A 24,679-nucleotide genomic window follows, 5' to 3' on the forward strand; every position below is an offset into this window, starting at 1 on the left:
CCCGTAGCGTGATCCGCGCCGCCCGCGGCGCTCAGCCGTCCTCGCGGGGAGAGGCGATGGCGGCCGGGCGCGGCCCTCCGCCGCGCAGGCCCCGGCGGAGCAGGGTCGACAGGCTGGGCACGGCCAGGAAGCCCTCGGCGATCACCGAGGCGAGCCCCACCTTGGGCAGGTCGCGCGTGTCGTCGAAGGCGAGGAAGCGCGGCACCCACCGGGGGTGGTACTTGGCGTTCGCCCGGTACAGCGACTCCAGCTGCCACCACCGGGAGAAGAACACCAGCGTGCACCGCCACAGGCGCAGCACGGGTCCCGCGCCGAGCCTCGCGCCCCCTTCGAACACCGACCGGAACATGGCGAAGTTGAGCGAGATCTCCTTCACCCCGAGCTCCCCCGCCTGGGCTACCAGCCCGGCGACCATGAACTCCATCAGCCCGTTGTCGGAGCCCCGGTCGCGCCGCATGAGGTCCAGCGACAGGCCGTCGTCGCCCCACGGCACGAACGACAGCAGCGCCGCGAGCTTCCCGTCGGCGTCCCTGGCCTCGACCAGGACGCAGGAGCCGTCCGCCGGGTCGCCGAGCCGGCCGAGCGCCATCGAGAACCCCCGCTCGGTCTCGGTGCCGCGCCAGGCGGCGGCGCGCTCGATGATGTGGCGCATCTCCTCCTGGGAGAGGTCGGCGTGCCTGCGGATCCGCAGGGTGAACCCGGCGCGCTTCACGCGGTTGACCGCCTGACGCACCCCGCGCATGTCCCGTCCCTCCAGGCTGAACGACCCGGTCTCGATGACCGCCTCGTCCCCGAGCTCCAGGACGCGCAGGCCCGCGCGCGCGTACGCGTGGGCCGCCGCCTCGCTCGGCCCGATGGCCGCGGGCGCCCAGCCGTAACGGCGGGCCTCGTCCATCCACGCCCGGATCGCGGGCCCCCAGGCCTCCACGTCGCCGATGGGGTCTCCCCCGGCCAGGCAGACCCCCGCCACCACGCGGTACGAGACCGCCGCCTTGCCGCTCGGGGAGAAGATGGCGGCGCGGTCGCGGCGGGTGGTGAAGTAACCGAGCGAGTCGCGCGAGCCGTACGCCTCGACCAGCGCCCTGATCCGCTCCTCGCTCTCCGGAGGCAGCTCCGCCTTGGCCCGCTGGGAGCGGAACAGCACGGCGAACGCGACCAGGACGGCGATGGCGCTGAGCAGGCCGATGACGAAGTTCACCCAGGACGGGGGGCGCCCGGAGCGGTAGAGGTCGAGGGTCGCCGCCCCGCCGAGCGCCCGCTCCAGGGCCCAGGGCACGTGATGCCGGGTCTTCAGGGTGCCCGGGAAGATCGTCACCAGGACGCATCCCACCGCGAAGGAGACCGCGAGCAGCGACCCGAGCGTGACCAGGGCCTTCCTGAACGACCCGCGCCGCGTGGGGGCGAAGAACTCGTCGTGCGCCGCGGCGAGGATCCCGAGGACGACGGCCGACACCACGAGGTTGACCTCGGAGGCGAGCACCTGGCGGGTCAGGGCGAACTCCTCGACCAGGTCGGGCATCAGCGACGACGACAGCACGACGGCCAGGTTCCCGAGGACGAGCAGCACGAAGATGGTCATGAGGACCCAGTAGGCCGCCCGTTTGTGACGGGCGAGCGCCCCGGCGAGGATCCCGAGGAACACCGCGTAGCCGAGGTTCGGCTCGACGGGGAAGACCGCCATCTCGATGAAGCCGGTGACCTGCCTCAGCAGGTGCCGCATGGGCGGGACCACGGCGATCACCGCCGAGTACACGGCGGCCACCGCCATGCACACCGACATCACCCTCGGCACGACGGCCCGGAACCGGCCCCCGCCCTCGGCTTCCCCGGCCTCTCTGACACGGCCGTGCTCGGTCACTGCCACCCTGTTTCCCCCCGGAGATGGCTGATCTTCCGGGTGGTATACCCGGCCATTCGCATACCTAAGGGCGAGAACGACCTGCGTGATCGTCTTCCTACGGCCTGCGGGACGGGCGGATGGCGGGGAACGCGGCGGAGACGGGAGCCTCCCCCGGCGTCAGAGTCCGGGGGCTCCCCACAGGGGAAACCACCGGGACAGGTCGGGCTCGATCGGCAGCTCGCCGCCGAGGGCTCCCCGCACCTGAAGCTCCAGCGCGTTGTCGCGGTGCTGCCCGGGAAGCGGGGCGAAGGGGTAGAACGTGCCCTGCTTGTAGAGGTAGACGACGGCCAGGGACCGGTCAGAGGCGTCCTTGAAGGTCACCAGCGAGCACAGCAGCGACGGCCCGAAGCCCGCCCCCTCCAGCGAGGAGTTGACGCCGTGCAGGTCGGTGACCAGGCTGCTGAGGTCGTCGGACGGCCTGCGGGCGAGCAGCCAGGTGTAGCCGTAGGAGTCGTGCGACTGCTCGATCTCGGCGTCGCCGAGCAGCGCCTTGATGTCCTGCTCCAGGGTGGCGAAGGCGCCCCCCTCGGCGGACCTGAAGCAGACCGAGCCGAGCCCGGTCGGCACGAAGCCGGTCGCCGCCTGGAGCGTCACCGCCGCCGAGGGCAGCGCGAACAGCGTGTCCAGATTGGGCTTGGCGGGCTTGCTGCGCCCGAGTAGCGCGTCCAGCCACCCCATGCGCTCAGGCCCCCCGGCCGAGCTGGGCGGCGATCAGGCTGAGCTGCTCCAGCCTGCGCTCCAGCGGCGGGTGGGTGGCGAACAGAGTGGCCAGGCTCGCCCCGTTGCGGCTGGAGAGCGCGGGGGCGAAGAAGAAGGCGTTGAACGGCTGCGCCTCGCGCAGGTCGCGGGTGGGGATGCGGGACATCTCGCCCGTCACCTTGACCAGCGCGCTCGCGAGGGCGCTGGGCCGCTGGGTGAGCAGGGCGCCGGCCCGGTCGGCCGACAGCTCGCGGTAGCGCGACAGCGCGCGGGTGAGCAGGAAGCTGATCGCGTACACCACCAGCGAGACCAGCATGATGATGAGGCCGATCGGGGGGCCGTTGTTGTTGCCCCGGTCGCGGCCGAGCCCGGAGTACAGCGCGAAGCGGGTCATCAGGCCGGCGACGATGCCGAGGAAGGACGCGATGGTCATCACCGCGACGTCGCGGTGAGCGACGTGGGACATCTCGTGGGCGACGACGCCTTCGAGCTCCAGCGGGTCGAGCCGCCGCAGCAGGCCGGTGGTCACGCAGACGACGGAGTTCTTCTGGTTGCGGCCGGTGGCGAAGGCGTTCGGGACGTCGCTGTCGGCGATCGCCACGCGGGGCTTCGGGGAGTCGGCCAGGACGCTCAGCCTGTCGACGAGGCCGTGGAGCTCAGGCGCCTCCTGCGGGGAGACCTCTTTCCCGTGCATCGCGAACAGCGCGATCTTGTCGGAGAAGAAGTACTGCACCAGCAGGAGGCCCCCGGCGAGGACGAGCACGACGATCGCCTGGACTCCCAAGGTGATCAGGACGCCCACGAAGACGACGTAAAGCAAGCCGAGCAGGAACATGGTCACGACCATGCGCACGGTGAGACCCCGGTCGGGGGCATACCGGGTTTGTGTCATATATCCAAACTAGCCTGGTATAAGACCTGAATCGCCAAGCATGCCCCTGACTTCGTCGATCGAAGCGTCGGCCGGGGGCAAAATCAGCTCCGAGGGCTCCAGGGCATCGTCGGGCAGCGGCTTGCCGATCTGCCGCACCTTGTCGAGCAGCGCGTGGAGCTTCGACCGGAACTGGGCCTCGTCGTCGGTCTCGATCGCGGCCTCTAGCTCGCTGTCGAGGGTGTTGAGCACGTCGATGTCGCCTTCGGCGATCTCGCACTGCCCCTCGCCCATGATTCGGACGATCACAGGCCCTCCCCCGGCTGACGGTACTGCTGGGTCGGCTGCGACTGCTGCTGCGGGGCCGCCTGCGGAGCGTGCTGCTGACCCGGCTGGCCGGCCTCGATCGCGTCACGCGGCGCGGGACCCTGGCCCAGCTCGGCCTTCATGCGGGCGAGCTCCAGCTCCACGTCGCTGCCGCCGCCCATGCGGTCGAGCTCGGCCTGGATGTCGTCGGGACGCGAGCCGCTGAAGTCGTCGAGCGCGCCGCTCGCGAGCAGCTCGTCGATCGCGCCCGCGCGCGCCTGCATCTGGGCGGTCTTGTCCTCGGCGCGCTGGATCGCGAGACCCACGTCGCCCATCTCCTCGGAGATGCCGGAGAACGCCTCGTTGATGCGCGTCTGCGCCTCGGCCGCGGTGTAGGTGGCCTTGATGGTCTCCTTCTTGTGGCGGAAGGAGTCGACCTTGGCCTGGAGGCGCTGGCTCGCGAGGGTGAGCTTCTCCTCCTCGCCCTGCAGGTTGTTGTGCTGCACCTGCAGGTCGGCGATCTGGGTCTGCAGCGAGGAGCGGCGGCTCAGAGCCTCGCGGGCGAGGTCCTCGCGCCCCACGCTGAGGGCCTTGCGACCCTGGTCCTCCAGCTTGGTGGCCTTCTGCTGAATCTGGTTGATCTGCAGCTCAACCCGCTTGCGCGAGGTGGCGACGTCGGCCACGCCCCGGCGAACCTTCTGCAGTAGCTCAAGCTGCCGCTGATAGGAATAGTCGAGGGTCTCGCGCGGATCTTCCATCTTGTCCAAGGCCTTGTTGGCCTTGGACTTGAAGATCAAGGAAAGTCTCTTCATCACGCTCATGCGCGTTGGCCGTCCCCTTCTTGGTAGTGCTGTGCCTATGCTCCCGCTGGCTGCGACGCTCGCTGGCCGTATGCTCGCTGCGCTGGCATCCATGCTCCCTTGCGCCGACTCGCAACTCCATAGGCTGCTCACTCATCGTCAGCCCCCGATTATCGCGGCAAAGTCGCCTAGGTCCACCCTACGCATAACGCACGAGGGCGTCATTAAGTTGCACCGCCGGTAGGCTGACGTCGTGTTCCGACGTCGTACGCAGGCCCCCGTGGATGACTCCCCCTCCTCGTCTTCCGAGACGCAGGCCAAAAGCATGGGAAAGGGTCGCCCTACCCCCAAGCGCCGCGAGGCCCAAGGCCGCCGCCGCCAGCCGGTGACCGCCCCCACCAACCGCAAAGAGGCCTACAAGCAGGCGCGCGAACGCCAGGCCGCCGAGCGCGTCCGCGCGCGCGAGGGCATGCTGAAGGGCGAGGAGCGCTACCTGCCCGCCCGTGACCGGGGTCCGGCGCGCAAGCTCGCCCGCGACTGGGTCGACTCCCGGCGCACCATCAGCCAGTACTTCCTCCCCGTCTCGCTGCTCCTGCTGGTCGTCCTGTGGACGATCCCCATGTTCGGCGGCCAGACCGGCATGCTGCTCTACTCCTACGCGATCACGATCCTGTGGCCGCTGATGATCGTCGCGGTGGCGGGCAGCTCGTTCTTCGTGGCCCAGCGGGTCAAGAAGGAGGCGGCGAAGCGGCTCCCCGACGAGAGCCTCAAGGGCGTCGGCTTCTACGCCGCCATGCGGGCCATGCAGATCCGTCGCCTGCGCTTCCCTCCGCCCATGCTGCTTCCCGGCGGCAAGCCCGTCCCGCCCAAGAGGTGACCGCTCACCGGGCCGGCGTCCAGAGCAGCCGGCCCGCGCTCACCTCCGGCCGCAGGCCCCGCAGCGGGCGTCCGCTCTCCAGGGAGCGCGCCGTGTCCCTGAGCAGCGCGTAGTACGACGACCAGCCGATCTCCACGCCGGACATGAGGCCGTCCCCGCTGAGCACTTCGACGCCGCCGCGCTCGGGGTCGGCCTCCAGTCCCGGCCCTCCCTCGAAGCCGGCGAAGAGGATTTTGCGGCCGTTCACGGCTCCGGCACCGCCTCCTGCGCACGGCGCGCGCCAGGTGTCACGGATCTCCCGCACGCCCAGGCCCCGTACGCCTGTGGTGCCCGCGCCGGGGAACCCGAAGCCGGCGGCGCGGGAGCCGTTGTGGCGGAGCAGGGACGCGCGCAGGCTCGCGGGCAGGCGCACCGCCATCTGCGACTCCGCGAGCGCGATGACCCCGGCGCTCGCGGGAGGCCGGAGCTCGCCGTACGTGACGGCCGCGTGAGCCTTCAGCCACTTCTCGATCCGCCGCCACTGGTGATCGACCGCCTTGGCCACGCGCGGGTCCACCGGACGCGGGACCACCGCCTGCGTGGCCGGTGTGCAGGCAGGGTCCGGCGGCTCCAGCAGGACGTTGCCCTGGCTCGGATCCTCGCCGGCCATATCGGCATACCGGCGATCAAAGCCCGTCGTCCGGCCCTCGGTCCACAGCGAGCAGATCACCCCGCAGGACCAGAAGTCGTCGCCCGCCGACGCTTGATCCGACGGGCCGAAGACCGCCTGCTCGAAGAACTGGCCGGCGATGACGACGCCGCACAGCGCGGCGGCCAGGTAGCCCAGACGGCCCACCGGCCTCCATCGGATCGACTCGCCGTTCAGGAGCCGGGCGACGGCGGCTCCGCCCTCCGGCCTGTCGTAGCGCTTCAGGTCCGCCGCCGAGGGACGGCCGAGGACGGGTTCCGCCCGCTCGGGCTGCGCGCCGGGTTGCCCTTCCCCGTCAAGCACGAGCGCAGGGTCCCGTACGGGATTTCGCGGCGAGGGCGGGCCGCCACGCCGCGGCAGGGACCGCCAGGCCCACGCCGCCGCACCGATGACGGCGCCAGCGGCGGTCACCGCGAGCGCGAGCCGTACGAATCTCGAAGTGATCAGCCGCCGCACGCCGGGCAGACTATCCCGAATCAGATCACCGAAAGGCGGCGGCTAGTGTCGGTCGCATGCAATTTCGCCATCTTGGCCGCAGCGGTCTCAAAGTCAGTGAGATCAGCTACGGCAACTGGATCACCCACGGTTCCCAGGTCGAGGAGGACGCCGCCAAGCAGTGCGTCAGCGCGGCCCTGGACGAGGGGATCACCACCTTCGACACCGCCGACGTCTACGCGGGCACCCGGGCCGAGGAGGTCCTCGGCCGCGCGCTGAAGGGCGTCCGCCGCGAGTCCCTGGAGATCTTCACGAAGGTCTACTGGCCGACCGGCGCCGGGCAGAACGACCGGGGCCTGTCGCGCAAGCACATCACCGAGAGCATCAACGGCTCGCTGCGCCGCCTGCAGACCGACTACGTCGACCTCTACCAGGCGCACCGGTACGACTACGAGACGCCGCTCGAAGAGACGCTGAAGACCTTCGACGACCTCGTGCGCCAGGGCAAGGTCCTCTACGTGGGCGTCAGCGAGTGGAAGGCCTCGCAGATCGCCGACGCGCTCAGGATCGCCGACGAGATGGGCTTCGACCGCCTGGTGTCCAACCAGCCCCAGTACTCCATGCTGTGGCGCGTGATCGAGGCCGAGATCGTGCCGCTGTGCGAGAAGGAGGGGGTCGGGCAGATCGTGTGGTCCCCCATCGCGCAGGGCGTGCTCACCGGGAAGTACCTGCCGGGGCAGCCCCCGCCGCAGGGATCGCGGGCCACCGACCCCACCGGGTCGGGCTTCATCACCCGCATGCTCGGCGATGACGTGCTCACTCGGGTGCAGGACCTCAAGCCCATCGCGGCCGACCTCGGGCTGACGATGGCGCAGCTCGCGGTGGCGTGGGTGCTGCACAACCCGAACGTCTCGTCGGCCATCGTCGGGGCCACGCGGCCGGAGCAGGTGCGCGACAACGTCAAGGCGTCCGGGGTGAAGCTCGACGACGACGTCATCGCCAGGATCGACGACGTGCTCGGCCCGGTCGTGGAGCGGGACCCCGCCCGGACCGAGAGCCCGGCGGCCCGGCCGTAGTGATAGTGGCGTTAAAGGCGCGACCGTAAAGGCGTCACGGGCCCCTTGCGTTCCCGGTCACTTGACAACATTCGTCACATAGGCCACAGGAATAGGCGAGGGGCCCGGCCCTCACTCGGCACGCAGCGACATCCCGCCGTACTCGACCTTGTCGTCTTCCAGGAGCGAGACCTGCTCGACTCCGGAATCCAGAAGGGTTCGCCAGTTTTCTCCGAGCCATGACTCCGCATCGGCCTGACTTGGAAAGATCTCGCGCGGAAGCGGGCCGTCCGTAACCTCACCACCATTAGCATTTTCATATCGCCAGCGCCAAGTCATGCCATACGCTCCTTTTCGTGGGGTTTGCCCAATGCCTTCAACAGGCTGTGCAGACCCTATCTCCTGGAGTGTGCCGCAGATCTTGCCGTGAGCGCGTCGGGACAGGCCCGACGGGCCAGGAGAACCAACGGGACGAGCCGTAGCGCGAGACCCACCGAGGATGGAGGCCGACTCATGCCGCCCACGTTCCGTCTCCCGGCGCCCGTCGCCGGACCCGGACTCGCGACGGCGGCCGAGCCCCTCCCCGCGGTCAGGGCGTAGTGAAGGTACTGCTCTCCGGCACGGCCGGGCCCTATGGGTGGCCCGAGCCCGCGTGCGGCTGCGCCTCCTGCGGCCGGCTGTCCCCCGGCCACCGGCTGCCGACCGCCGTCGTGCTCGACGACGTGGTGCGGCTCTCGCCGCCCGCCGGCCTCCCGCTCGCGCCCCCCGCCACGCTTCCCAAGGGCTATCGGATGATCGTCACGCCGGACGGCTACGCGGTGAGCGGCCCCGACCGCGGCCGGGTCCTGCACGCCGTCTCGCCGGGCGACCAGTGCGGGTCTCCCTCGCCGAGCTGGGCGGAGGAGGCCTACGACCTGGTGCTCATCGACCTTCTCGACCACCCTCAGCGCCTGGGCGACCTGCGGCGGCGCGGGCTCGTCACCGCGCGGACCCAGGTGGTCGCGATCCACCTCGACCACCGCCTGCCCTCGGAGGCCGAGCTCGGCCGGCGCCTGGCGTACTGGGGAGCCCAGGTGGTCGACGACGGCACGATCCTCGACACGCGCCGGCCGGCGCCGGCCAGGGCGCTCGCGCCGAGACGGGCGCTGGTGCTCGGGGGCGCCCGCTCGGGCAAGTCCACCGAGGCCGAGATGCGGCTGATGGCCGAGCCCGACGTCACCTACGTCGCCACCGGGCCGACCGGCGGGAGGGACGCCGACTGGCTGGCCAGGGTGCGCGCCCACCAGCGGCGCCGCCCGCCGTACTGGACGACCATCGAGACCACCGAGCTGGAGGCGCTGCTCAGGTCGGAGACGGGCCCGCTGCTCGTGGACGGCATAGGCACCTGGCTCGCGGCGGTGTTCGACGGGTGCGGCGCGTGGGGGGATCCCGCGCACGACCGTCCCAGGGGACGCAAGCCCGGCCGGTTCGGCACGGCGCTGGACGCCGTCGCGGCCCGCTGCGACGACCTGGTGGCGGCCTGGCGGCAGACCCGGGCCCAGGTGGTGGCGGTCAGCGACGAGGTCGGCCTCAGCGTGGTGCCCGCGACGGCCAGCGGGCGCGTGTTCCGCGACGCGCTCGGCCGCCTGAACCAGCGGCTGGCGGCGGAGTCGGAAGAGGCCGTCCTCGTCGTGGCCGGCCGCGTCGTCCCCCTTTCCGCCTGACATGGCCGCGACCGACGTCCCGGAGGAGCCGGTGGCCGCGGGGCTGCGCCTCGCCGTCGGCACGCTGAGCATCTGGCCCGCGGGGGTGCCGCGCGTCGACCGCACGACCGCCGGCTGGGCCATGACACTGGCGCCGCTGGTCGGGCTGCTGCTCGGCCTCGCGGCGGCGGCCGTCATGGCCGTCGCCGCGTTCCTGGTCTCGCCGCTGCTCGCGGCGGCCCTGGCCCTCGGCTCGCTCGCCGTGCTGACCCGCGGCCTGCACCTGGACGGCCTCGCCGACCTGGCCGACGGCCTCGGCAGCGGGAAGCCGGCCGACCGGGCGCTTGAGATCATGAAGCGCTCCGACATCGGGCCGTTCGGCGTGGTGACGCTGGTATTCACGGTGCTCGCCCAGGCCGCCGCCGCGGCCGAGGCCGGGCCGGCCGCGCTCGTGCTCGCCTGCGTCACCGGGCGCCTGGCCCTGACGTGGGCCTGCCTGGCGGGCGTGCCCTCCGCCCGGCCGGGCGGCCTCGGCGCCATGGTGGCCGGGACGGTGCGCCAGAGCACCGCGATCATCGCCACGGCCGTCACCGTCGTGGCGGCCATGGCACTCGGCCTGCTCACGGGCGGCCCCGTGACCTATCCCCTGGCGGTCGCGGCCGGGCTCGGCGCGGCGTGGGCGCTCCGGGCCCACGCCACCAGGCGGCTCGGCGGGATCACCGGCGACGTGCTCGGCGCGCTGGTCGAGGTGGCCACCGCCACCGCCCTGGTCATCTGCGCCGCCACTCCCTGACCCGCCTGAAAGCGGGTGGTCAGGCGGCGTCCGATCGTTCGGCGATGAGGGCGTTCAGCAGGGCCGCCCCGTGAGCGGCGTCGTCGACCGTGATCCCGAGCTCGCCCCCGGAGGGGTAGCGGACGACGAGGCACTCGCCGCCGCGGACCATGATCGTGGCGCTTCCCGGTAGCCCCCGCAGCCCCCAGCCGCCGACCTGCAGCGGATGACGCTCCTCGGCCCTCGCGCTCTGGATGCTTCTCAGGGCGAGCTTGCGGCTCGGCCAGCGGAACGGGCCGAAGGAGATGACCACGCCCTGGTCGCTCACCCGGACCCGGACCGTGGACACCGCGAGCCCTATCACGCCGATGACGGCGAGCGAGCCGGCCGTGAACCTGAGGCCGCCGACCCCGACGGTGAGGCTGGACAGGGCGAGCACCAGGGCCCCCACCAGGCCCGCGACCCCGAGCGCCACCGCCCCGGGGTTCGACGCCGAGGACATCCACACCACCCGCTGGCCCGGCCGCAGCCGCATCCTGGGCTGCTCCACCGGCTCCCGGGCGTACGGCTCGTCCGGCCCGGGGGAGGCGGCCAGCCAGCCGAGCGCGCCCCCGGCCACCGCGGCGCCGACGGCGAGCAGGACCTGCCAGTCGAGCCGCCCGGCGGCGTGCCAGCCGGGGCGGTCGAGGTTGGCGGCGAGCGTCATGCCCTGCAGGGCCGCCACGAAGCCGCCTCCGCCGCCGAGCAAGGCCCCGGCCGCCCTCCGGCGCGCCCTGTGCAGGACGGCGTCCCGGCGAAGGAGCGAGAACGACGCGACGGCGGCGATCAGCGCCCAGGTGCCTACCTGCGTCAGGAGCGCCGTCCAGAAGGACATGGCGCCGTTCGGCTCCCCCGAGAGGCCCCAGTGCGTGGCGAGCGGCTCGGGCAGCCGGTCGCGCAGCACGAGGGGGACGGCGACCAGCGCACCGGTGACCGCCGCGACCCACGCGCCGGCCACCAGGAGGAACCTCGGCCGGTGGCTCATGACAACTCCTTGATGATCTCTATGACGTCTTCGGGGCGGAAGCCGTACCGGTCGGCCTCTTCGAGCAGCTCCCGCGACCTGCGCAGGAGGACCTCCCGCCCGTCGGGAGGCCGGAGCACCGACACCCCGCGACCCCGGCGGAACTCGAGCACCCCCTCGTCCCTCAGGTCGCGAAGGGCGCGCAGGACCGTGTTGGCGTTCACACCGAGCGCGCCGGCGAGCTCGCGGGCGGAGGGCAGGCGCTGCCCGGGAAGCACGGATCCCGAGGCGACGGCGCGCCTGACCGCCCCGGCCACCTGCTCGTGGAGCGGCCGCGGATCGTTCAGGTCGAGTGTGAGTAACATGATGCTAGTTACATTAGCACCATTCATACCAATCGGCGAGATGGTGCTAGATCAGCTAGCATCATCGGCGTTTACCCAGGTGAGGAATTCGTAGGACGAACCCTCGTTTATGCGTACGGGGCAAGCACGGCTAGCATCGGCCTACGTGACGACAGTGCGACTTAACGCTTTTGACTCGGGGTCGGTGGAAACCGACGCCCTCGTAGTCGGCATCAATGCCTCTTCCGACGGCCCCCGTCCCGCGCCCGGTGCGGAAGCCCTCGACACCGCGCTCAGCGGCGGGCTCTCCGCGACGCTGAGCGCGCTCGGCTTCTCCGGCAAGGCCGGCGAGATCGCCAAGATCCCGACCTTCGGCGCGGGCCCCGCGCCCGTGGTCGTCGCCGTGGGCCTCGGAGACGCTCCCGCGCAGAGCGGCGCGTACGACCTGGAGGTCCTGCGCCGCGCGGCCGGTGTCGCAACCCGCTCCCTGGCCGGCACGGCCCGCGCCGCCCTCGCACTGCCCGCCGCCACGCCGGCCCAGGCCGAGGCCGTGGCCCTGGGCGGCCTGCTCGGCGCCTACGACTTCACCAGGTACCGCACCGGCGGTGAGGAGAAGCCGCCGCTCGCCGAGATCGTCGTGCTGAGCGACGCGCCCGGCGCCGAGGTGTCCGTGAGCCGGGCCGCGACGCTGGCCGAGTCCGTCACGCTCGTCCGCGACCTCGTGAACACGCCGCCGTCCGACCTCTCGCCCGCCCGCTTCGCGGAGATCGCCGAGGAGGGCGGCACCAAGGCCGGCCTGTCGGTCGAGGTCCTCGACGAGGTGGCGCTGAAGGAGGGCGGCTACGGAGGCATCGTCGGCGTCGGGCAGGGCTCGGGCAACCCGCCCCGGCTCGTGCGCCTGGGCTACACCCACCCCGAGGCCGACACCACCCTGGCATTCGTCGGCAAGGGCATCACCTTCGACTCCGGCGGCCTGTCGCTCAAGCCCTCCGCGTCCATGGCGTGGATGAAGTCCGACATGGGCGGCGCCGGCGCGGTGCTCGGCGCGCTGCTGGCCATCGCCAAGCTGGGCCTGCGGGTCAACGCCGTCGGCTACCTCTGCCTGGCGGAGAACATGCCGAGCGGCACCGCCCAGCGCCCCTCCGACGTGCTCACCACCTACGCGGGCAAGACCGTCGAGGTGCTCGACACCGACGCCGAGGGCCGGCTGGTCCTGGTGGACGGCATCGCCCGCGCCGGCGAGGACAACCCCGACATCATCGTCGACGTGGCCACCCTCACCGGCGGGCAGATCGTCGCGCTCGGGTGGCGCACCTGCGGCGTCATGGCCTCCGACGACGAGCTGCGCGAGGAGGTCGTCGACGTGGCCGTGGCCCAGGGCGAGGCCGCCTGGGGCATGCCGCTCCCCGAGGAGCTGCGCAAGGGCCTCGACTCCCCGATCGCCGACATCGCGAACCTCAACCCGGAACGTTCCGGCAGCATGCTGGCCGCCGGCATCTTCCTGCGCGAGTTCGTCCCCGAGGGCGTGCGCTGGGCCCACGTCGACATCGCGGGGCCGGCCTTCAACAAGGAGGCGCCGCACGGGTACACCCCCAAGGGCGGCACCGGGATGATCACTCGTACCCTGATCGCGCTGGCCGAGCTTCACCAGGCGGGCCGCGAGGCATGATGAGCGCAGGACGCGAACGGCCGCGAGGCCTCCGGCCGCGACCGGCGGCCAAGCGCGTCACATACACGCGAGACAAGTGAAAAGATGCTGTTGGGCAGGCCGGGCACCCCGTGAGAGCGGTTACGACCCGGCCCTGAGGGCCCACCGATCCGACAAGGAGCTTTCCAGTGGCTGATGGCAGCGGCCCCTTCGACATCGTTGTCCTGGGCGGCGGTAGCGGTGGCTACGCCTGCGCCCTGCGAGCGGCCGAGCTAGGCAAGTCCGTCGCGCTGATCGAGAAGGACAAGATCGGCGGCACGTGCCTGCACAGGGGATGCATCCCCACAAAGGCGCTTCTGCACGCGGCCGAGGTCGCCGACGAGACTCGTGAGGCCACGAGCGTGGGCGTCAAGGCCCGCTTCGAGGGCATCGAGATGAGCGGCGTCCACGCCTTCAAGGACAAGATCGTGAACCGCGCCTGGAAGGGCGTCCAGGGCCTCCTCAAGAGCAGGGGCGTCACGATCATCGAGGGCGAGGGCCGGCTGGCGGGGCCCAACCGCGTCATCGTGGGCGACCAGGCCGTCGAGGGCCACAGCATCGTGCTGGCGACCGGCTCCGTGCCGAAGTCCCTTCCCGGCCTCGACATCGACGGCGAGCGGGTCATCACCAGCGACCACGCGCTGAAGCTCGACCGCGTCCCGTCCTCGGTGATCGTTCTCGGCGGCGGCGTCATCGGCGTCGAGTTCGCCTCCGTCTGGAAGTCGTTCGGCTCCGAGGTCACGATCATCGAGGCCCTCCCCCACCTGCTCCCGCTGGAGGAGGAGTCCAGCTCCAAGCTCCTGGAGCGCGCCTTCCGCCGCCGGGGCATCAAGTACGAGCTGGGCACGCGCTTCGAGAGCGTGAAGACCACCGACACCGGCGTCGTCGTGACGCTGGAGGGCGGCAAGACCTTCGACGCCGAGCTGCTCCTGGTGGCCGTCGGCCGTGGTGCCGTCGCCGCCGGCATGGGCTTCGAGGAGACCGGCATCGCGATCGAGCGCGGCACCGTCGTGGTCGACGAGTTCTGCCAGACGAGCGTGCCCGGCGTCTACGCGGTCGGCGACCTGATCCCGACGCTCCAGCTGGCGCACGCCGGCTTCGCCGAGGGCATCCTCGTCGCCGAGCACATCGCGGGGCTCGCCCCCGTCCCGATCGACTACGCCGGCGTGCCGCGCATCACCTACTCCGACCCCGAGGTCGCCTCGGTGGGCATCACGTCGGCCGTCGCCAAGGAGCGGGGCTACGAGATCACCGAGCTGGTCTACGACCTCGGCGGCAACCCGAAGAGCCAGATCATCGGCACCCAGGGCGCCGTCAAGATCATTTCTCAGAAGGACGGCCCGGTGCTCGGGGTCCACATGGTGGGCAAGCGCATGGGCGAGCTCGTCACCGAGGGTCAGCTGATCTACAACTGGGAGGCCCTGCCCTCCGAGGTGGCCCAGCTCATCCACGCGCACCCCACCCAGTCGGAGGCCGTCGGCGAGGCGATGCTCGCCCTGGCCGGCAAGCCCCTGCACGTACACAACTAAGCCCTCACAGGAAACGCGAGAGAAGACACCATGCCGGTTTCCGTAACCATGCCCCAGCTCGGCGAGAGCGTGACCGAGGGCACCGTCACCCGGTGGTTGAAGAAGGAAGGGGACCAGGTCGAGACCGACGAGCCTTTGCTCGAAGTCTCCACCGACAAGGTCGACACCGAGATCCCCTCCCCGTCCGCGGGCGTTCTCACCAAGATCGTCGTTGCCGAGGACGAGACCGTCGAGGTCGGCGCCGAGCTCGCCGTCATCGACCAGGACGGCTCCGCCGGCGGAGCCGCCGCTCCCGCACAGGCCGAGCCGGAGGCCCAGGCAGAGCCGGAGCCCGAGCCGCAGCCCGAGCCCGAGCAGGCCAAGGCGCCCGAGCCCGCTCCCGCCCCGGTCTCCTCGATCCCGCAGCCGCCCGCGCCGCAGCCCGCTCCGCAGCAGGCGCGCCCGCAGGCCCCGCAGCAGGCCCAGCCCGCGACCGCGGCCCCGTCGCCCATCGCGCCCGCCGCCAACGGCGGCGAGAGCCCGTACGTCACGCCGCTGGTCCGCAAGCTCGCGGGCGAGCACGGCGTCGACCTCGACTCGCTGAGCGGCACCGGCGTCGGCGGCCGCATCCGCAAGCAGGACGTGCTCGAGGCCGCGCGCGTCCAGCGCGAGCAGGCCGCGCAGGCGCAGGCCGCCGAGGCCCAGGCCGCGCAGGCCGCCCCCGCGCAGGCCGCACAGCCCGCACAGGCGGCTCCCGCGGCGCAGGCCGCCGCCCCGGCTCCCGAGCCGGTCCAGGCCGACACCACGCTGCGCGGCCGCACCGAGAAGATGTCGCGCATGCGGCAGACCATCGCCAAGAGGACGATGGAGTCGCTGCAGTCGTCCGCGCAGCTCACCTCGGTGGTCGAGGTCGACGTCACCAAGATCGCGCGGCTGCGCGACCGCGCCAAGGCCGACTTCCAGCGCCGCGAGGGCGTGAAGCTCAGCTTCATGCCGTTCTTCGCGCTGGCGACGGTCGAGGCGCTCAAGCAGCACCCGAAGCTCAACGCGGTGATCAACAGCGAGACCAACGAGGTCACGTACTTCGACCACGAGCACCTGGCGTTCGCCGTGGACGCCGAGCGCGGCCTGGCCTCCGCGGTCATCAAGGACGCCGGTGACCTCAACATGGCCGGCCTCGCCCGCAAGATCGCCGACCTGGCCGAGCGCACCCGCACCAACAAGGTCAGCCCCGACGAGCTGTCCGGCGGCACGTTCACGCTGACCAACACCGGCAGCCGCGGCGCGCTGTTCGACACGCCGATCATCAACCAGCCGCAGGTCGCGATCCTCGGCACCGGCGCGGTCGTCAAGCGCCCGGTGGTGCTCGACACGCCCGAGGGCGAGGTCATCGCGGTCCGCTCGATGGTCTACCTCGCGCTGACCTACGACCACCGCCTGGTCGACGGCGCCGACGCCGCCCGCTTCCTGACGACGATCAAGCGTCGCCTGGAGGACGGCCGGTTCGAGAACCAGCTCGGCCTGAGCTGACCCGCGTTCGCGGCGGGGCCCCGCCCGGCGTCCTGTGCGGCGGCGGGGCCCGGCCGCACACGCGCACACGGCCCCGCCGCACGCGGGGCCGTACTGCGTTGGCCCACGCCATACGGGCGGCCGACGGCGGCCCGCCATGCGCCCGCCCTCCGGTACGACCGGCGCGTGGTGCCGCTCCGGTACGAAGGGCCCGCCGTGCCGCTCCGGTACGAAGGGCCCGCCGTGCCGCTCCGGTACGACGGGGTCGCCGTGCCGCTCCGGTACGACGGGGTCGCTGACACGCGGTGCGCGGCCCGGCCCTGGCGGCGGGGGTTCGCCGACGTAGGGTGATCGCATGGCAGTCGTCGTCACCGGTTCTTCGGGACTTCTCGGTTCGGCCCTGGTCCGCGCCCTGCGCGACGAGGGCCGGTCAGTCGTCAGGCTCGTACGCCGCACGCCCGAGGAGCCCGACGAGGCCTTCTGGAACCCGCGCGAAGGCCTCCTCGACCCCACGGTGCTGGAAGGGGCCGAGGCCGTCGTCCACCTGGCCGGGGCGGGCGTCGCCGACAGGCGCTGGACCGACGACTACCGGCGCGAGCTCGTCGACAGCCGCGTCCAGGGCACCCGCACCCTGGCCACCACGATCGCCACGCTGGAGCGCAAGCCCGGCGTCCTGCTGTCCGGGTCGGCCATCGGCGTCTACGGTGACACCGGCGAGCATCCCGTGGAGGAGTCCTGGGAGCCTCCGGCGCGCCTGCGCGGCCAGGGCGGCCCGCCCGCGCGCGGGCAGTGGCTCGCCGACCTGGTCCTCGCCTGGGAGGCCGAGGTCGCGCCCGCCGAGGAGGCCGGCGTCCGGGTCGTACGGATGCGCACCGGCCATGTGCTCACCGCCGAGGGCGGTTTCCTCGGCAGGATGCTGCCGATCTTCAAGCTGGGCCTCGGCGCTCCGCTGGGCTCCGGCCGGCAGTACACCTCGTGGATCTCGCTGCCCGACTGGCTCGGCGCGGTGACCCACATCATGGCCGAGCCCGAGGTGTCCGGGCCGGTGAACCTCACGGCTCCCACGCCGGTCACCAACGCGGAGTTCACCAAGGCGCTGGGCCGTGCCCTGCGGCGCCCGACCATGCCCGTGGCGGTGCCGGGCTTCGCCCTGCGGGCCGGGCTGGGCGACCTGGCGGACGAGGGAGTGCTCATCGGGCAGCGGGTGCTGCCACGCCGCCTGCTGGAGATGGGGTACCGGTTCAGGCATCCGCGTCTCGACGAGGCACTGGCCGCCATACTCTAGGGGGCCGTTCCGGTGAAATGGGAGAGGAAGCCGCGACTCGGCCCTGTGGTCCTGGGAGCGAGGCGTACTCGACCCCCACGAGGCAGCAGGAGAGATCATGAGCAGGCTCGGCCAGTCCCACATTGTCGCCATCGGCGGCGGCTCGTTCCGTCCCACCCCCCGTCACGGCTTCTTCGAAGCCTCCGCGCTGCTCCGTTACGCGCTCGACCTGACCGGCCAGGACCGGCCGAAGCTCGGGCTGCTCGCCACCGCGACCGGTGACGACGCCGACTGGCTGCTGAAGATGTACGGCTCGTTCCGAACATGGGACGTCGAGGTGAGCCATCTCACGGTGTTCCCGATGCCCAATGTCGAGGATCCCCGGGAGTGGATCCTGGAGCAGGACGTCATCTACGTCAGCGGGGGGAGCGTCGCCAACCTGGCGGCCCTGTGGCGGCTGCACGGCCTGGACGAGGCCTTCGAGGAGGCCTGGCGGTCCGGCGTGGTGCTGTCGGGGCAGAGCGCCGGGGCGCTGTGCTGGCACGTCGGCGGCAACACAGACTCCTTCGGCCCCACCCTGCGCCCGTGGTCCGAGGGCCTCGGCCTGCTGCCCTACTCCTGCGGGGTGCACTACAACTCCGACCCGCAGCGCCGCGCCCTGCTGCACGAGTCGATCGCCTCGGGCGAACTCCCCGAGGGGTACGCCGCCGACGAGGGCGTGGCCCTGCACTACGTCGGCCGCGAGTTCATCCAGGCCGTCACGGTCGACCCCAAGGGCTACGCCTACAAGATCGAGCGTGACGACGAGGGCCGGGTGAAGGAGTTCCGCGTCGAACCTCGCCTGCTCACCACGTGACCTCGCGTTAGGCTGGCCCCGTGAGTGAGCGCGCCGACCAGGCCAACCAGGAAAGCATCGCGGGCGGCGGGGCTGGCAGGCTCGCGCTCGTCCGCCTCGGAGTCGACGTCCCCTACGAGCAGGCGTGGGAGCTCCAGCGTGAGGTCCACGCCCGCCGGGTCGCGGGTGTGATCCCCGACACGTGCCTCATGCTGGAGCACGCCCCGGTCTACACCGCGGGCAAGCGCACGAGTGCCGAGGAGCGCCCCGTCGACGGCACCCCCGTCATCGACGTCGACCGGGGCGGGAAGATCACTTGGCACGGTCCCGGCCAGCTCGTGGGCTATCCCATCGTCAGGCTGACCGAGGCGCTCGACGTCATCGCGTACGTCCGCCTGCTGGAGGAGTCGCTGATCCAGGTGTGCGCCGACTTCGGCGTGGTGGCGGGCCGCGTCGCGGGCCGCAGCGGCGTCTGGGTCGCCGGCGATCCCGCCAGCGGCCTGCCCGACCGCAAGCTGGGCGCGATCGGCATCCGGGTGGCCCGTGGCGTGACGATGCACGGCTACGCGCTCAACTGCGCCAACGACCCGAGCTGGTTCAACCGCATCATCCCGTGCGGCATCAGCGACGCGGGGGTGACGTCGCTGTCGGCCGAGACCGGGCGGCGCATCACGGTCGACGAGGTCCTCCCCTTCGCCGAGAAGCGGCTGGCCGAGGCGCTCGGCGCCGAAGGCCTCGACGTCCAGGAGGAGGACCTCCTGTCCGGCCGCATGTGACCGGCCGGTCAGGCCGTCCCCACCTCGGAGGACCCCGCGCCCGGTCAGCGGGCGAGGAGACGTAAGCTTGAGCGCGTGACCGTTGCTCCTGAAGGCCGTAAGCTCCTCCGCCTGGAGGTGCGCAACAGCCAGACCCCCATTGAGCGCAAGCCCCCGTGGATCAAGACCCGGCTCAGGAACGGGCCGAACTTCAACGAGATCAAATCGCTCGTGAAGGGCGCGGGCCTGCACACGGTGTGCCAGGAGGCCGGCTGTCCCAACATCTCCGAGTGCTGGGAGGACCGCGAGGCCACCTTCCTCATCGGCGGTGACCAGTGCACGCGCCGCTGCGACTTCTGCCAGATCGACACCGGCAAGCCCGCCGAGTACGACAGGGACGAGCCGCGCAGGGTCGCCGAGTCCGTGGTGCAGATGGGCCTGCACTACGCCACCGTCACCGGCGTCGCCCGTGACGACCTGCCCGACGGCGGCTCCTGGCTGTACGCCGAGACCGCGCGGCAGATCCACGCCATGGTGCCCGGGTGCGGCGTCGAGCTGCTGGTGCCCGACTTCAACGGCCACCGCGACCAGCTCGAAGAGGTCTTCTCCAGCCGTCCCGAGGTCTTCGCGCACAACATCGAGACCGTGCCGCGCATCTTCAAGCGCATCCGCCCGGCCTTCCGCTACGACCGCTCCCTCCAGGTCATCACGATGGCGCGGGAGGCGGGGCTGGTCACCAAGTCCAACCTCATCCTCGGCATGGGCGAGGAGCGCGAGGAGATCGTCCAGGCGATGCGCGACCTGCACGCCGCCGGGTGCGACCTGCTGACCATCACGCAGTATCTCCGCCCGACGCCGCGCCACCACCCCGTCGACCGCTGGGTCAAGCCCGAGGAGTTCGTCGAGCTCCAGCAGGTCGCCGAGGAGATCGGCTTCGCGGGGGTCATGTCCGGCCCGCTGGTCCGGTCCTCCTACCGCGCAGGCCGTCTCTACCGGCAGGCCGTCGAGGCGCGTCAGACGGCCTGAGCCGGTCGCCCTGATCGATCAGGCGCGCGTCCCTCGCGGGGCCGCGCCTGATTCCCCCTCTACGGGAGCGTCGTGGACATCGAGGAACTCATCGGCGAGCTCGACCTGCCCTCCAAGGTCCGGCTGCTCAGCGGCGCCGGCATGTGGTCGCTCCCGGCGATGCCCGAGATCGGCCTTCGCCGCCTGGTGATGAGCGACGGGCCGATCGGGGTGCGCGGCGAGCAGTGGTCCTCCTCCGACCCGTCGATCGCCCTGCCGAGCCCCACCGCGCTGGCGGCCACCTGGGACGTCGAGCTGGTCCGGCGGGCCGGGCGCCTGCTCGCCCAGGAGGCCCGCCGCAAGGGCGTGCACGTCCTGCTCGCCCCGACGATCAACATCCACCGCAGCCCGCTCGCCGGCCGCCACTTCGAGTGCCTCTCCGAGGACCCCCTGCTCACCGGCGAGATCGGCGCGGCGTACGTCGAGGGCGTCCAGGAGGGCGGCGTCGCCACCACGCCCAAGCACTTCGTCGCCAACGACTTCGAGACCGAGCGGTTCACCGTCAACGTCGTGGCCGGCGAACGCGCGCTGCGCGAGATCTATCTGGCGCCGTTCGAGCGGGTGGTCCAGGCCGGCGCCTGGGGCGTCATGGCCGCCTACAACTCCACCAACGGCACCACCATGACCGAGCACGGCGCGCTCCTGCGGGGCGTGCTGAAGGGCGAGTGGGGCTTCGACGGGTTCGTCGTCTCCGACTGGACCGCCACGCGCTCCACCGAGGCGGCGGCCCTGGGCGGGCTGGACGTCGCGATGCCCGGCCCGTACGGCCCGTGGGGTGACCGGCTCGTCGAGGCCGTCCGGCAGGGGCGGGTGCCTGAGAGCGTCGTGGACGACAAGGTGCGCCGCGTGCTGCGCCTGGCCGAGCGCGTCGGCGCACTCGGCGACGCCCCGCCGCGCGCTCTGCCCGGCCCGGCCGACGGCAGGGCCCTCGCCCGCGAGGTCGCCGCCCGCTCGTTCACCCTGCTGCGCAACGAGGGCGGCCTGCTGCCGCTGCGGGGAGTCCGCAGCGTCGCGCTGATCGGGTCGGCCGCGGCCGAGGCCCGCATCATGGGCGGCGGCAGCGCGCAGGTCTTCCCCGACGAGATCGTCTCCCCGCTGCGGGGGCTGCGCCGCCGCGAGGGGGTCGACGTGCGCCACGCGCTCGGCAACGAACCCCGCGTCCGCCTCGCGCCGCTCGCCGCGCCCGCCCGGGCGCTCTTCCTTTCCGCCGATGGCGAGACGCTGGCCGAGCATCCCCTGCGCACCGCCGAGGCCCGCTGGATCGGCGAGCTCCCGCCCGGCGTCGACGCCTCCCGCATGGCCGCCGTGGAGCTCCGCACGGCCTTCACCCCCGAGGTGTGCGGGCCGCACCAGTTCTCGATCTCGGGCGCGGGCGTGTTCACGCTGGCCGTGGACGGCCACACCGTGCTGGACGAGACGATCCTGCCTCCGGACGGCGACCCGGTGTCGGGCTTCCTCGCCCCTCCCGAGCGCCGCATCGTCGTCGAACTGGAGGCGGGCGCTCCCGTCGAGCTCGCCGTGCACCACGCGACCTCCATGCTCAACGGCATGGGGTTCATCGCCTTCGCCCTCGGCCACGCCGATCCCTGCGCCGACGACGAGACGCTCATCGCCGAGGCCGCCGGCATCGCCGCGGGGGCCGATGTGGCGGTGGTGGTGGCGGCCACGACCACCGAGGTCGAGAGCGAGGGCTTCGACCGCACGAGCCTCGCCCTCCCCGGCAGGCAGGATGAGCTGATCTCCCGGGTGGCCGCCGCCAACCCGCGCACGATCGTGGTGGTCAACGCCGGGTCGCCGGTCGAGATGCCCTGGCTCGACCAGGTCGCCGCCGTGCTGCTGACCTGGTTCCCCGGTCAGGAGGCCGGGGACGCCCTGGCCGACGTGCTGTTCGGCGACGCCGAGCCCGGCGGGCGGCTGCCCACCACCTGGCCCGCCCGCACCGAGGACGTCCCCGTGCTCGACGTCACCCCCGTCGGCGGCGAGGTCCACTACGACGAGGGGCTGTTCGTCGGCTACCGGGCGTGGGAGCGCACGGGCCGCGCCCCGGCCTTCTGGTTCGGGCACGGGCTCGGCTACACAACCTGGTCCTACGACAGCGTCGCGGCGACCCCGGTGACGGGCGGCGCCTCGGTGACGGTGGCGGTGACCAACACCGGCGAGCGGGCGGGGCGCGAGGTGGTGCAGGTCTACCTGTCCCGCGTCTCGTCCGCGGATCGCCCTTCGCGGTGGCTGGCGGGCTTCGACGTGGTCAGGGCGGAGCCCGGCACGACCGTCCTCACCACGGTCACCCTGCCCGAGCGGGCCTTCCAGGAGTGGACGGAAGCGGGCTGGCGCACCGTCCCCGGGGACTATACGGTCGAGATCGGACACAGCGTGGCCGATCGGCGACTGACGGCGACCCTTACGGTCACGGTCTGACCGGTCTTCAGGTCACGTTTTCCTTTCTTCAGCTCCGCATTTGTATCCTTTAACCATGGCCAAGCCCGCAGACCCAGAGCGCCCGGGGCGCATCAAGCAACTCCGGATGATCGCTCAGATCATCAAGAAGGCCAACCCCAAGGGGATGCCGATCGTCTACGCGTCGGCGGTCGCCACGCTGGCCGTCTTCGTCGTCCTCGGGCTCGTGACGGGCCTGGTGTGGCAACTTTCCATCCTCGGCGTCATGGTCGGCATCACGGTCGGCATGGTGATCTTCGGGCAGCTCGCCCAGCGAGCGCAGTACTCCATGCTCGGCGGGCAGCCGGGCGCCGCCGCGGCGATCCTGCAGAGCATGCGCGGCAACTGGCAGGTCACCCCCGCCGTCGCGGTCACCCGCGACCAGGACCTGGTGCACCGGGCCGTGGGCTACCCCGGCGTCGTCCTGGTCTCCGAGGGCCCCGGCGCCAGGGTGCAGAAGATGCTCGTGGCCGAGAAGAAGCGCGTGCAGCGGGTCGCCATCGACGTCCCGGTGTACGACATCCAGTGCGGCGACGGCGAGGGTCAGATCCCCCTCAAGAAGCTCCAGCGCCACCTGATGAAGCTCCCCCGCAACCTGAAGAAGCCCGCGGTCTCCGAGGTCAACTACCGCCTCAAGGCGCTGCCGCAGTCGATTCCCGTGCCGAAGGGCCCGATGCCGAAGGGCGCGCGCATGCCCCGCGGCAAGATGCGGTGATGCCGGGCACCTCCGGAGCCGACCGGCGCGCGGTGAGCGACGAGCCGACCGTACGCGCCAACCGCCGCTGGTGGGATTCCGCCGCGGACGAATACCAGGCCGAGCACGGCGGGTTCCTGCGGGACGCCGGCTTCGTCTGGTGCCCCGAGGGGCTCGACGAGGCCTCCGCGCGCCTGCTGGGCGACGTGCGCGGCCGGCGGGTCCTGGAGATCGGCTGCGGGGCCGGGCAGTGCGGGCGGTGGCTCACCGGCCAGGGGGCCGAGGTGGCCGCGTTCGACCTGTCCCGCCGCCAGCTCCAGCACTCACGGCGCATCGACGAGGAGCTCGGCACGCGGCTGCCCGTGGTCCAGGCGGACGCGGGGCGCATCCCCTTCGCCGGCGGGTCCTTCGACCTCGCCTGCTCGGCGTTCGGCGCGCTGCCGTTCGTCGCCGACGCGGGGGCCGTGCTGGCCGAGGTCCGCAGGGTCCTGCTGCCGGGCGGCCTGTTCGTCTTCTCCGTCAGCCATCCGATCCGCTGGGCGTTCCCCGACGATCCGGGGCCGCGCGGCCTGACCTCCGACCGGTCGTACTTCGACCGCTCGCCGTACGTCGAGCACGATGATCACGGCGAGCCCTCGTACGTCGAGCACCACCGCACGCTGGGCGACTGGGTGGGACTCATCGCGGAGTCCGGCCTGACGCTCACGTCGCTCACCGAGCCGGAGTGGCCCTCCGGTCACGACCGCACGTGGGGCGGCTGGAGCCCGCTGCGCGGCCGGCACATCCCCGGCACGGCGATCTTCTCCTGCGTGAACGGCGGCGCGCGCCCCGCCTAGCCGCGGCCACTCCGGCCCGTACGACCGGCCGCTCCCGCCCGCACGACCGGCCCCGGCCGCTCCGGCCCGTACGGCTAGCCGCGGACGACGACGGTGCCGGCGGCCTTGTCGTGGAGGCCGCGCTGGTCGCGGTCCCAGACCAGGGCGGGCACGGCGAGGCAGAGCAGCAGCGTGCGCAGCAGCACAGAGCCGAACGCGGGCCTGCCGCCGTCGAGGGCGGCCACCCTGATGCCGAACAGCTTCATGCCGAGCGTCGAGCCGATGGTGCCGACCAGCACGATGTACTCCAGGGCGAAGACCCCGAGGCCGACCCAGCCGGCGCTGCGGGGGTCGGCGCCCAGCAGGCCGCGGGTGATCGCCCAGGTGCAGATCAGCCAGTCGACGGTGATCGCGCCGAGCCGCCTGCCGAACCCGGACACCGACCCGGCGCCCTCCTTCGGAAGGCCCAGTCTCTCGCCCGGATAGCCGAGATCGACGCCTGTGGCGCGGGTGCCGCTGATCCACGTCTGCGTCCATCTCGGTTGCTTGTTCATGCAGGTAAGATACCGAGTGGCCGCGTTGGTCCTTCCAGCGGCACACCCCCCTCCGCTTAACATCGGTGAAACAAACGAGACATGGGGTGGAAACGGCACAGGCCTACCTTCGAGTCTGCAAGCCC

Annotated in this window: 25 protein-coding genes; 15 read left to right on the forward strand and 10 right to left on the reverse strand. The window is 72.1% G+C overall.

Annotated features, from left to right (window positions below; translation table 11 throughout):
- Positions 1–31: 31 nt before the first annotated feature.
- From OG589_RS22480 to OG589_RS22500, 5 genes are all read right to left on the reverse strand, one after another.
- Positions 32–1,864 (reverse strand): phosphatidylglycerol lysyltransferase domain-containing protein, encoded by a 1,833-nt coding sequence (locus tag OG589_RS22480; protein WP_405151922.1) that lies wholly within the window; start codon positions 1,862–1,864, stop codon positions 32–34.
- Between the two features lie 153 nt (positions 1,865–2,017).
- Positions 2,018–2,578 carry a hypothetical protein gene (locus tag OG589_RS22485; protein ID WP_405151923.1) on the reverse strand — a complete coding sequence of 187 codons (561 nt, stop codon included), beginning with the start codon at positions 2,576–2,578 and terminating at the stop codon, positions 2,018–2,020.
- Between the two features lie 4 nt (positions 2,579–2,582).
- On the reverse strand, positions 2,583–3,491 hold the full coding sequence (htpX, locus tag OG589_RS22490) for a zinc metalloprotease HtpX (protein ID WP_405151924.1): 909 nt from the start codon (positions 3,489–3,491) through the stop codon (positions 2,583–2,585).
- A 9-nt stretch (positions 3,492–3,500) separates the two neighbouring features.
- Positions 3,501–3,779, reverse strand: a complete 279-nt coding sequence (locus OG589_RS22495) for a PspA-associated protein PspAA (protein WP_358549423.1) — start codon at positions 3,777–3,779, stop codon at positions 3,501–3,503.
- Complete coding sequence (locus OG589_RS22500; protein WP_405151925.1) at positions 3,776–4,597, reverse strand: PspA/IM30 family protein; 822 nt, start codon at positions 4,595–4,597, stop codon at positions 3,776–3,778. The genes OG589_RS22495 and OG589_RS22500 overlap by 4 nt, the downstream gene beginning before the upstream one ends.
- A gap of 304 nt (positions 4,598–4,901) precedes the next feature.
- On the opposite strand from OG589_RS22500, the gene OG589_RS22505 reads away from it, so the two are divergent.
- Positions 4,902–5,453, forward strand: a complete 552-nt coding sequence (locus OG589_RS22505) for a DUF3043 domain-containing protein (RefSeq protein ID WP_405151926.1) — start codon at positions 4,902–4,904, stop codon at positions 5,451–5,453.
- 4 nt (positions 5,454–5,457) lie between these two features.
- Here the strand turns inward: OG589_RS22505 and OG589_RS22510 are convergent, their stop codons facing one another.
- Positions 5,458–6,597, reverse strand: a complete 1,140-nt coding sequence (locus OG589_RS22510; protein ID WP_405151927.1) for a hypothetical protein — start codon at positions 6,595–6,597, stop codon at positions 5,458–5,460.
- 56 nt (positions 6,598–6,653) lie between these two features.
- On the opposite strand from OG589_RS22510, the gene OG589_RS22515 reads away from it, so the two are divergent.
- Positions 6,654–7,652, forward strand: a complete 999-nt coding sequence (locus OG589_RS22515) for an aldo/keto reductase family protein (RefSeq protein ID WP_405151928.1) — start codon at positions 6,654–6,656, stop codon at positions 7,650–7,652.
- 111 nt (positions 7,653–7,763) lie between these two features.
- Here OG589_RS22515 and OG589_RS22520 read toward each other — a convergent pair whose 3' ends face one another.
- Complete coding sequence (locus OG589_RS22520; RefSeq protein ID WP_405151929.1) at positions 7,764–7,970, reverse strand: hypothetical protein; 207 nt, start codon at positions 7,968–7,970, stop codon at positions 7,764–7,766.
- A 260-nt stretch (positions 7,971–8,230) separates the two neighbouring features.
- Here OG589_RS22520 and OG589_RS22525 point away from each other — a divergent pair, with 260 nt between their 5' ends.
- Positions 8,231–9,334: a bifunctional adenosylcobinamide kinase/adenosylcobinamide-phosphate guanylyltransferase gene (locus OG589_RS22525; RefSeq protein ID WP_405151930.1), complete on the forward strand. Its 1,104-nt coding sequence runs from the start codon at positions 8,231–8,233 to the stop codon at positions 9,332–9,334.
- Position 9,335: 1 nt separating this feature from the next.
- Positions 9,336–10,106 carry an adenosylcobinamide-GDP ribazoletransferase gene (locus OG589_RS22530; RefSeq protein WP_405151931.1) on the forward strand — a complete coding sequence of 257 codons (771 nt, stop codon included), beginning with the start codon at positions 9,336–9,338 and terminating at the stop codon, positions 10,104–10,106.
- Between the two features lie 19 nt (positions 10,107–10,125).
- Here the strand turns inward: OG589_RS22530 and OG589_RS22535 are convergent, their stop codons facing one another.
- Both OG589_RS22535 and OG589_RS22540 read right to left on the reverse strand, forming a co-directional pair.
- Positions 10,126–11,109, reverse strand: coding sequence for a DUF1648 domain-containing protein (locus OG589_RS22535; protein ID WP_405151932.1), 984 nt, complete (start codon positions 11,107–11,109; stop codon positions 10,126–10,128).
- On the reverse strand, positions 11,106–11,453 hold the full coding sequence (locus OG589_RS22540) for a GntR family transcriptional regulator (protein WP_405151933.1): 348 nt from the start codon (positions 11,451–11,453) through the stop codon (positions 11,106–11,108). Before OG589_RS22540 ends, OG589_RS22535 begins: the two co-directional genes overlap by 4 nt.
- 109 nt (positions 11,454–11,562) lie before the next feature.
- Here OG589_RS22540 and OG589_RS22545 point away from each other — a divergent pair, with 109 nt between their 5' ends.
- The 11 genes from OG589_RS22545 to OG589_RS22595 all read left to right on the forward strand — a co-directional run bounded on the left by OG589_RS22545 (position 11,563) and on the right by OG589_RS22595 (position 24,021).
- Positions 11,563–13,101, forward strand: coding sequence for a leucyl aminopeptidase (locus OG589_RS22545; protein ID WP_405151934.1), 1,539 nt, complete (start codon positions 11,563–11,565; stop codon positions 13,099–13,101).
- A gap of 167 nt (positions 13,102–13,268) precedes the next feature.
- Entirely contained in the window at positions 13,269–14,648 is a 1,380-nt protein-coding gene (gene lpdA / locus OG589_RS22550; RefSeq protein WP_405151935.1) for a dihydrolipoyl dehydrogenase, read from the forward strand.
- Between the two features lie 30 nt (positions 14,649–14,678).
- Positions 14,679–16,157: a 2-oxoglutarate dehydrogenase, E2 component, dihydrolipoamide succinyltransferase gene (sucB, locus tag OG589_RS22555; RefSeq protein ID WP_405139195.1), complete on the forward strand. Its 1,479-nt coding sequence runs from the start codon at positions 14,679–14,681 to the stop codon at positions 16,155–16,157.
- A gap of 165 nt (positions 16,158–16,322) precedes the next feature.
- On the forward strand, positions 16,323–16,487 hold the full coding sequence (locus OG589_RS22560) for a hypothetical protein (RefSeq protein ID WP_405139197.1): 165 nt from the start codon (positions 16,323–16,325) through the stop codon (positions 16,485–16,487).
- Between the two features lie 4 nt (positions 16,488–16,491).
- A complete protein-coding gene (locus tag OG589_RS22565) occupies positions 16,492–17,421 on the forward strand; it encodes a TIGR01777 family oxidoreductase (protein WP_405139199.1) in 930 nt (309 codons plus the stop codon).
- A gap of 97 nt (positions 17,422–17,518) precedes the next feature.
- Positions 17,519–18,256 carry a Type 1 glutamine amidotransferase-like domain-containing protein gene (locus tag OG589_RS22570; protein WP_405139200.1) on the forward strand — a complete coding sequence of 246 codons (738 nt, stop codon included), beginning with the start codon at positions 17,519–17,521 and terminating at the stop codon, positions 18,254–18,256.
- Positions 18,257–18,312: 56 nt separating this feature from the next.
- Entirely contained in the window at positions 18,313–19,011 is a 699-nt protein-coding gene (gene lipB, locus OG589_RS22575) for a lipoyl(octanoyl) transferase LipB (RefSeq protein ID WP_405152097.1), read from the forward strand.
- A 75-nt stretch (positions 19,012–19,086) separates the two neighbouring features.
- The gene (gene lipA / locus OG589_RS22580; protein ID WP_405139202.1) at positions 19,087–20,016 is read left to right on the forward strand and encodes a lipoyl synthase; all 930 of its coding nucleotides are present in this window, start codon (positions 19,087–19,089) and stop codon (positions 20,014–20,016) included.
- A 72-nt stretch (positions 20,017–20,088) separates the two neighbouring features.
- On the forward strand, positions 20,089–22,473 hold the full coding sequence (locus OG589_RS22585) for a beta-glucosidase (RefSeq protein WP_405139204.1): 2,385 nt from the start codon (positions 20,089–20,091) through the stop codon (positions 22,471–22,473).
- A 55-nt stretch (positions 22,474–22,528) separates the two neighbouring features.
- Positions 22,529–23,206, forward strand: a complete 678-nt coding sequence (locus OG589_RS22590) for a DUF4191 domain-containing protein (protein WP_405139206.1) — start codon at positions 22,529–22,531, stop codon at positions 23,204–23,206.
- On the forward strand, positions 23,206–24,021 hold the full coding sequence (locus OG589_RS22595; protein WP_405139207.1) for a class I SAM-dependent methyltransferase: 816 nt from the start codon (positions 23,206–23,208) through the stop codon (positions 24,019–24,021). Before OG589_RS22590 ends, OG589_RS22595 begins: the two co-directional genes overlap by 1 nt.
- A 74-nt stretch (positions 24,022–24,095) precedes the next feature.
- Here OG589_RS22595 and OG589_RS22600 read toward each other — a convergent pair whose 3' ends face one another.
- Positions 24,096–24,554 (reverse strand): RDD family protein, encoded by a 459-nt coding sequence (locus OG589_RS22600; protein WP_405139209.1) that lies wholly within the window; start codon positions 24,552–24,554, stop codon positions 24,096–24,098.
- Between the last annotated feature and the right edge of the window lie 125 nt (positions 24,555–24,679).

Source organism: Sphaerisporangium sp. NBC_01403 (genome assembly GCF_045040145.1).
Lineage (GTDB): Bacteria > Actinomycetota > Actinomycetes > Streptosporangiales > Streptosporangiaceae > Sphaerisporangium > Sphaerisporangium viridialbum.

What these genes read in the sequence shown, in the direction of transcription:
- OG589_RS22500 (WP_405151925.1), bottom strand. Translation starts at nt 4,597, where the DNA reads ATGAGCGTGATGAAGAGACTTTCCTTGATCTTCAAGTCCAAGGCCAAC.
- OG589_RS22570 (WP_405139200.1), top strand. Translation starts at nt 17,519, where the DNA reads ATGAGCAGGCTCGGCCAGTCCCACATTGTCGCCATCGGCGGCGGCTCG.
- OG589_RS22545 (WP_405151934.1), top strand. Translation starts at nt 11,563, where the DNA reads ATGCGTACGGGGCAAGCACGGCTAGCATCGGCCTACGTGACGACAGTG.
- OG589_RS22595 (WP_405139207.1), top strand. Translation starts at nt 23,206, where the DNA reads ATGCCGGGCACCTCCGGAGCCGACCGGCGCGCGGTGAGCGACGAGCCG.
- OG589_RS22590 (WP_405139206.1), top strand. Translation starts at nt 22,529, where the DNA reads ATGGCCAAGCCCGCAGACCCAGAGCGCCCGGGGCGCATCAAGCAACTC.
- OG589_RS22530 (WP_405151931.1), top strand. Translation starts at nt 9,336, where the DNA reads ATGGCCGCGACCGACGTCCCGGAGGAGCCGGTGGCCGCGGGGCTGCGC.
- OG589_RS22540 (WP_405151933.1), bottom strand. Translation starts at nt 11,453, where the DNA reads ATGTTACTCACACTCGACCTGAACGATCCGCGGCCGCTCCACGAGCAG.
- OG589_RS22565 (WP_405139199.1), top strand. Translation starts at nt 16,492, where the DNA reads ATGGCAGTCGTCGTCACCGGTTCTTCGGGACTTCTCGGTTCGGCCCTG.
- sucB (WP_405139195.1), top strand. Translation starts at nt 14,679, where the DNA reads ATGCCGGTTTCCGTAACCATGCCCCAGCTCGGCGAGAGCGTGACCGAG.
- OG589_RS22485 (WP_405151923.1), bottom strand. Translation starts at nt 2,578, where the DNA reads ATGGGGTGGCTGGACGCGCTACTCGGGCGCAGCAAGCCCGCCAAGCCC.
- htpX (WP_405151924.1), bottom strand. Translation starts at nt 3,491, where the DNA reads ATGACACAAACCCGGTATGCCCCCGACCGGGGTCTCACCGTGCGCATG.
- OG589_RS22515 (WP_405151928.1), top strand. Translation starts at nt 6,654, where the DNA reads ATGCAATTTCGCCATCTTGGCCGCAGCGGTCTCAAAGTCAGTGAGATC.
- OG589_RS22535 (WP_405151932.1), bottom strand. Translation starts at nt 11,109, where the DNA reads ATGAGCCACCGGCCGAGGTTCCTCCTGGTGGCCGGCGCGTGGGTCGCG.
- OG589_RS22600 (WP_405139209.1), bottom strand. Translation starts at nt 24,554, where the DNA reads ATGAACAAGCAACCGAGATGGACGCAGACGTGGATCAGCGGCACCCGC.
- OG589_RS22520 (WP_405151929.1), bottom strand. Translation starts at nt 7,970, where the DNA reads ATGACTTGGCGCTGGCGATATGAAAATGCTAATGGTGGTGAGGTTACG.
- OG589_RS22505 (WP_405151926.1), top strand. Translation starts at nt 4,902, where the DNA reads ATGGGAAAGGGTCGCCCTACCCCCAAGCGCCGCGAGGCCCAAGGCCGC.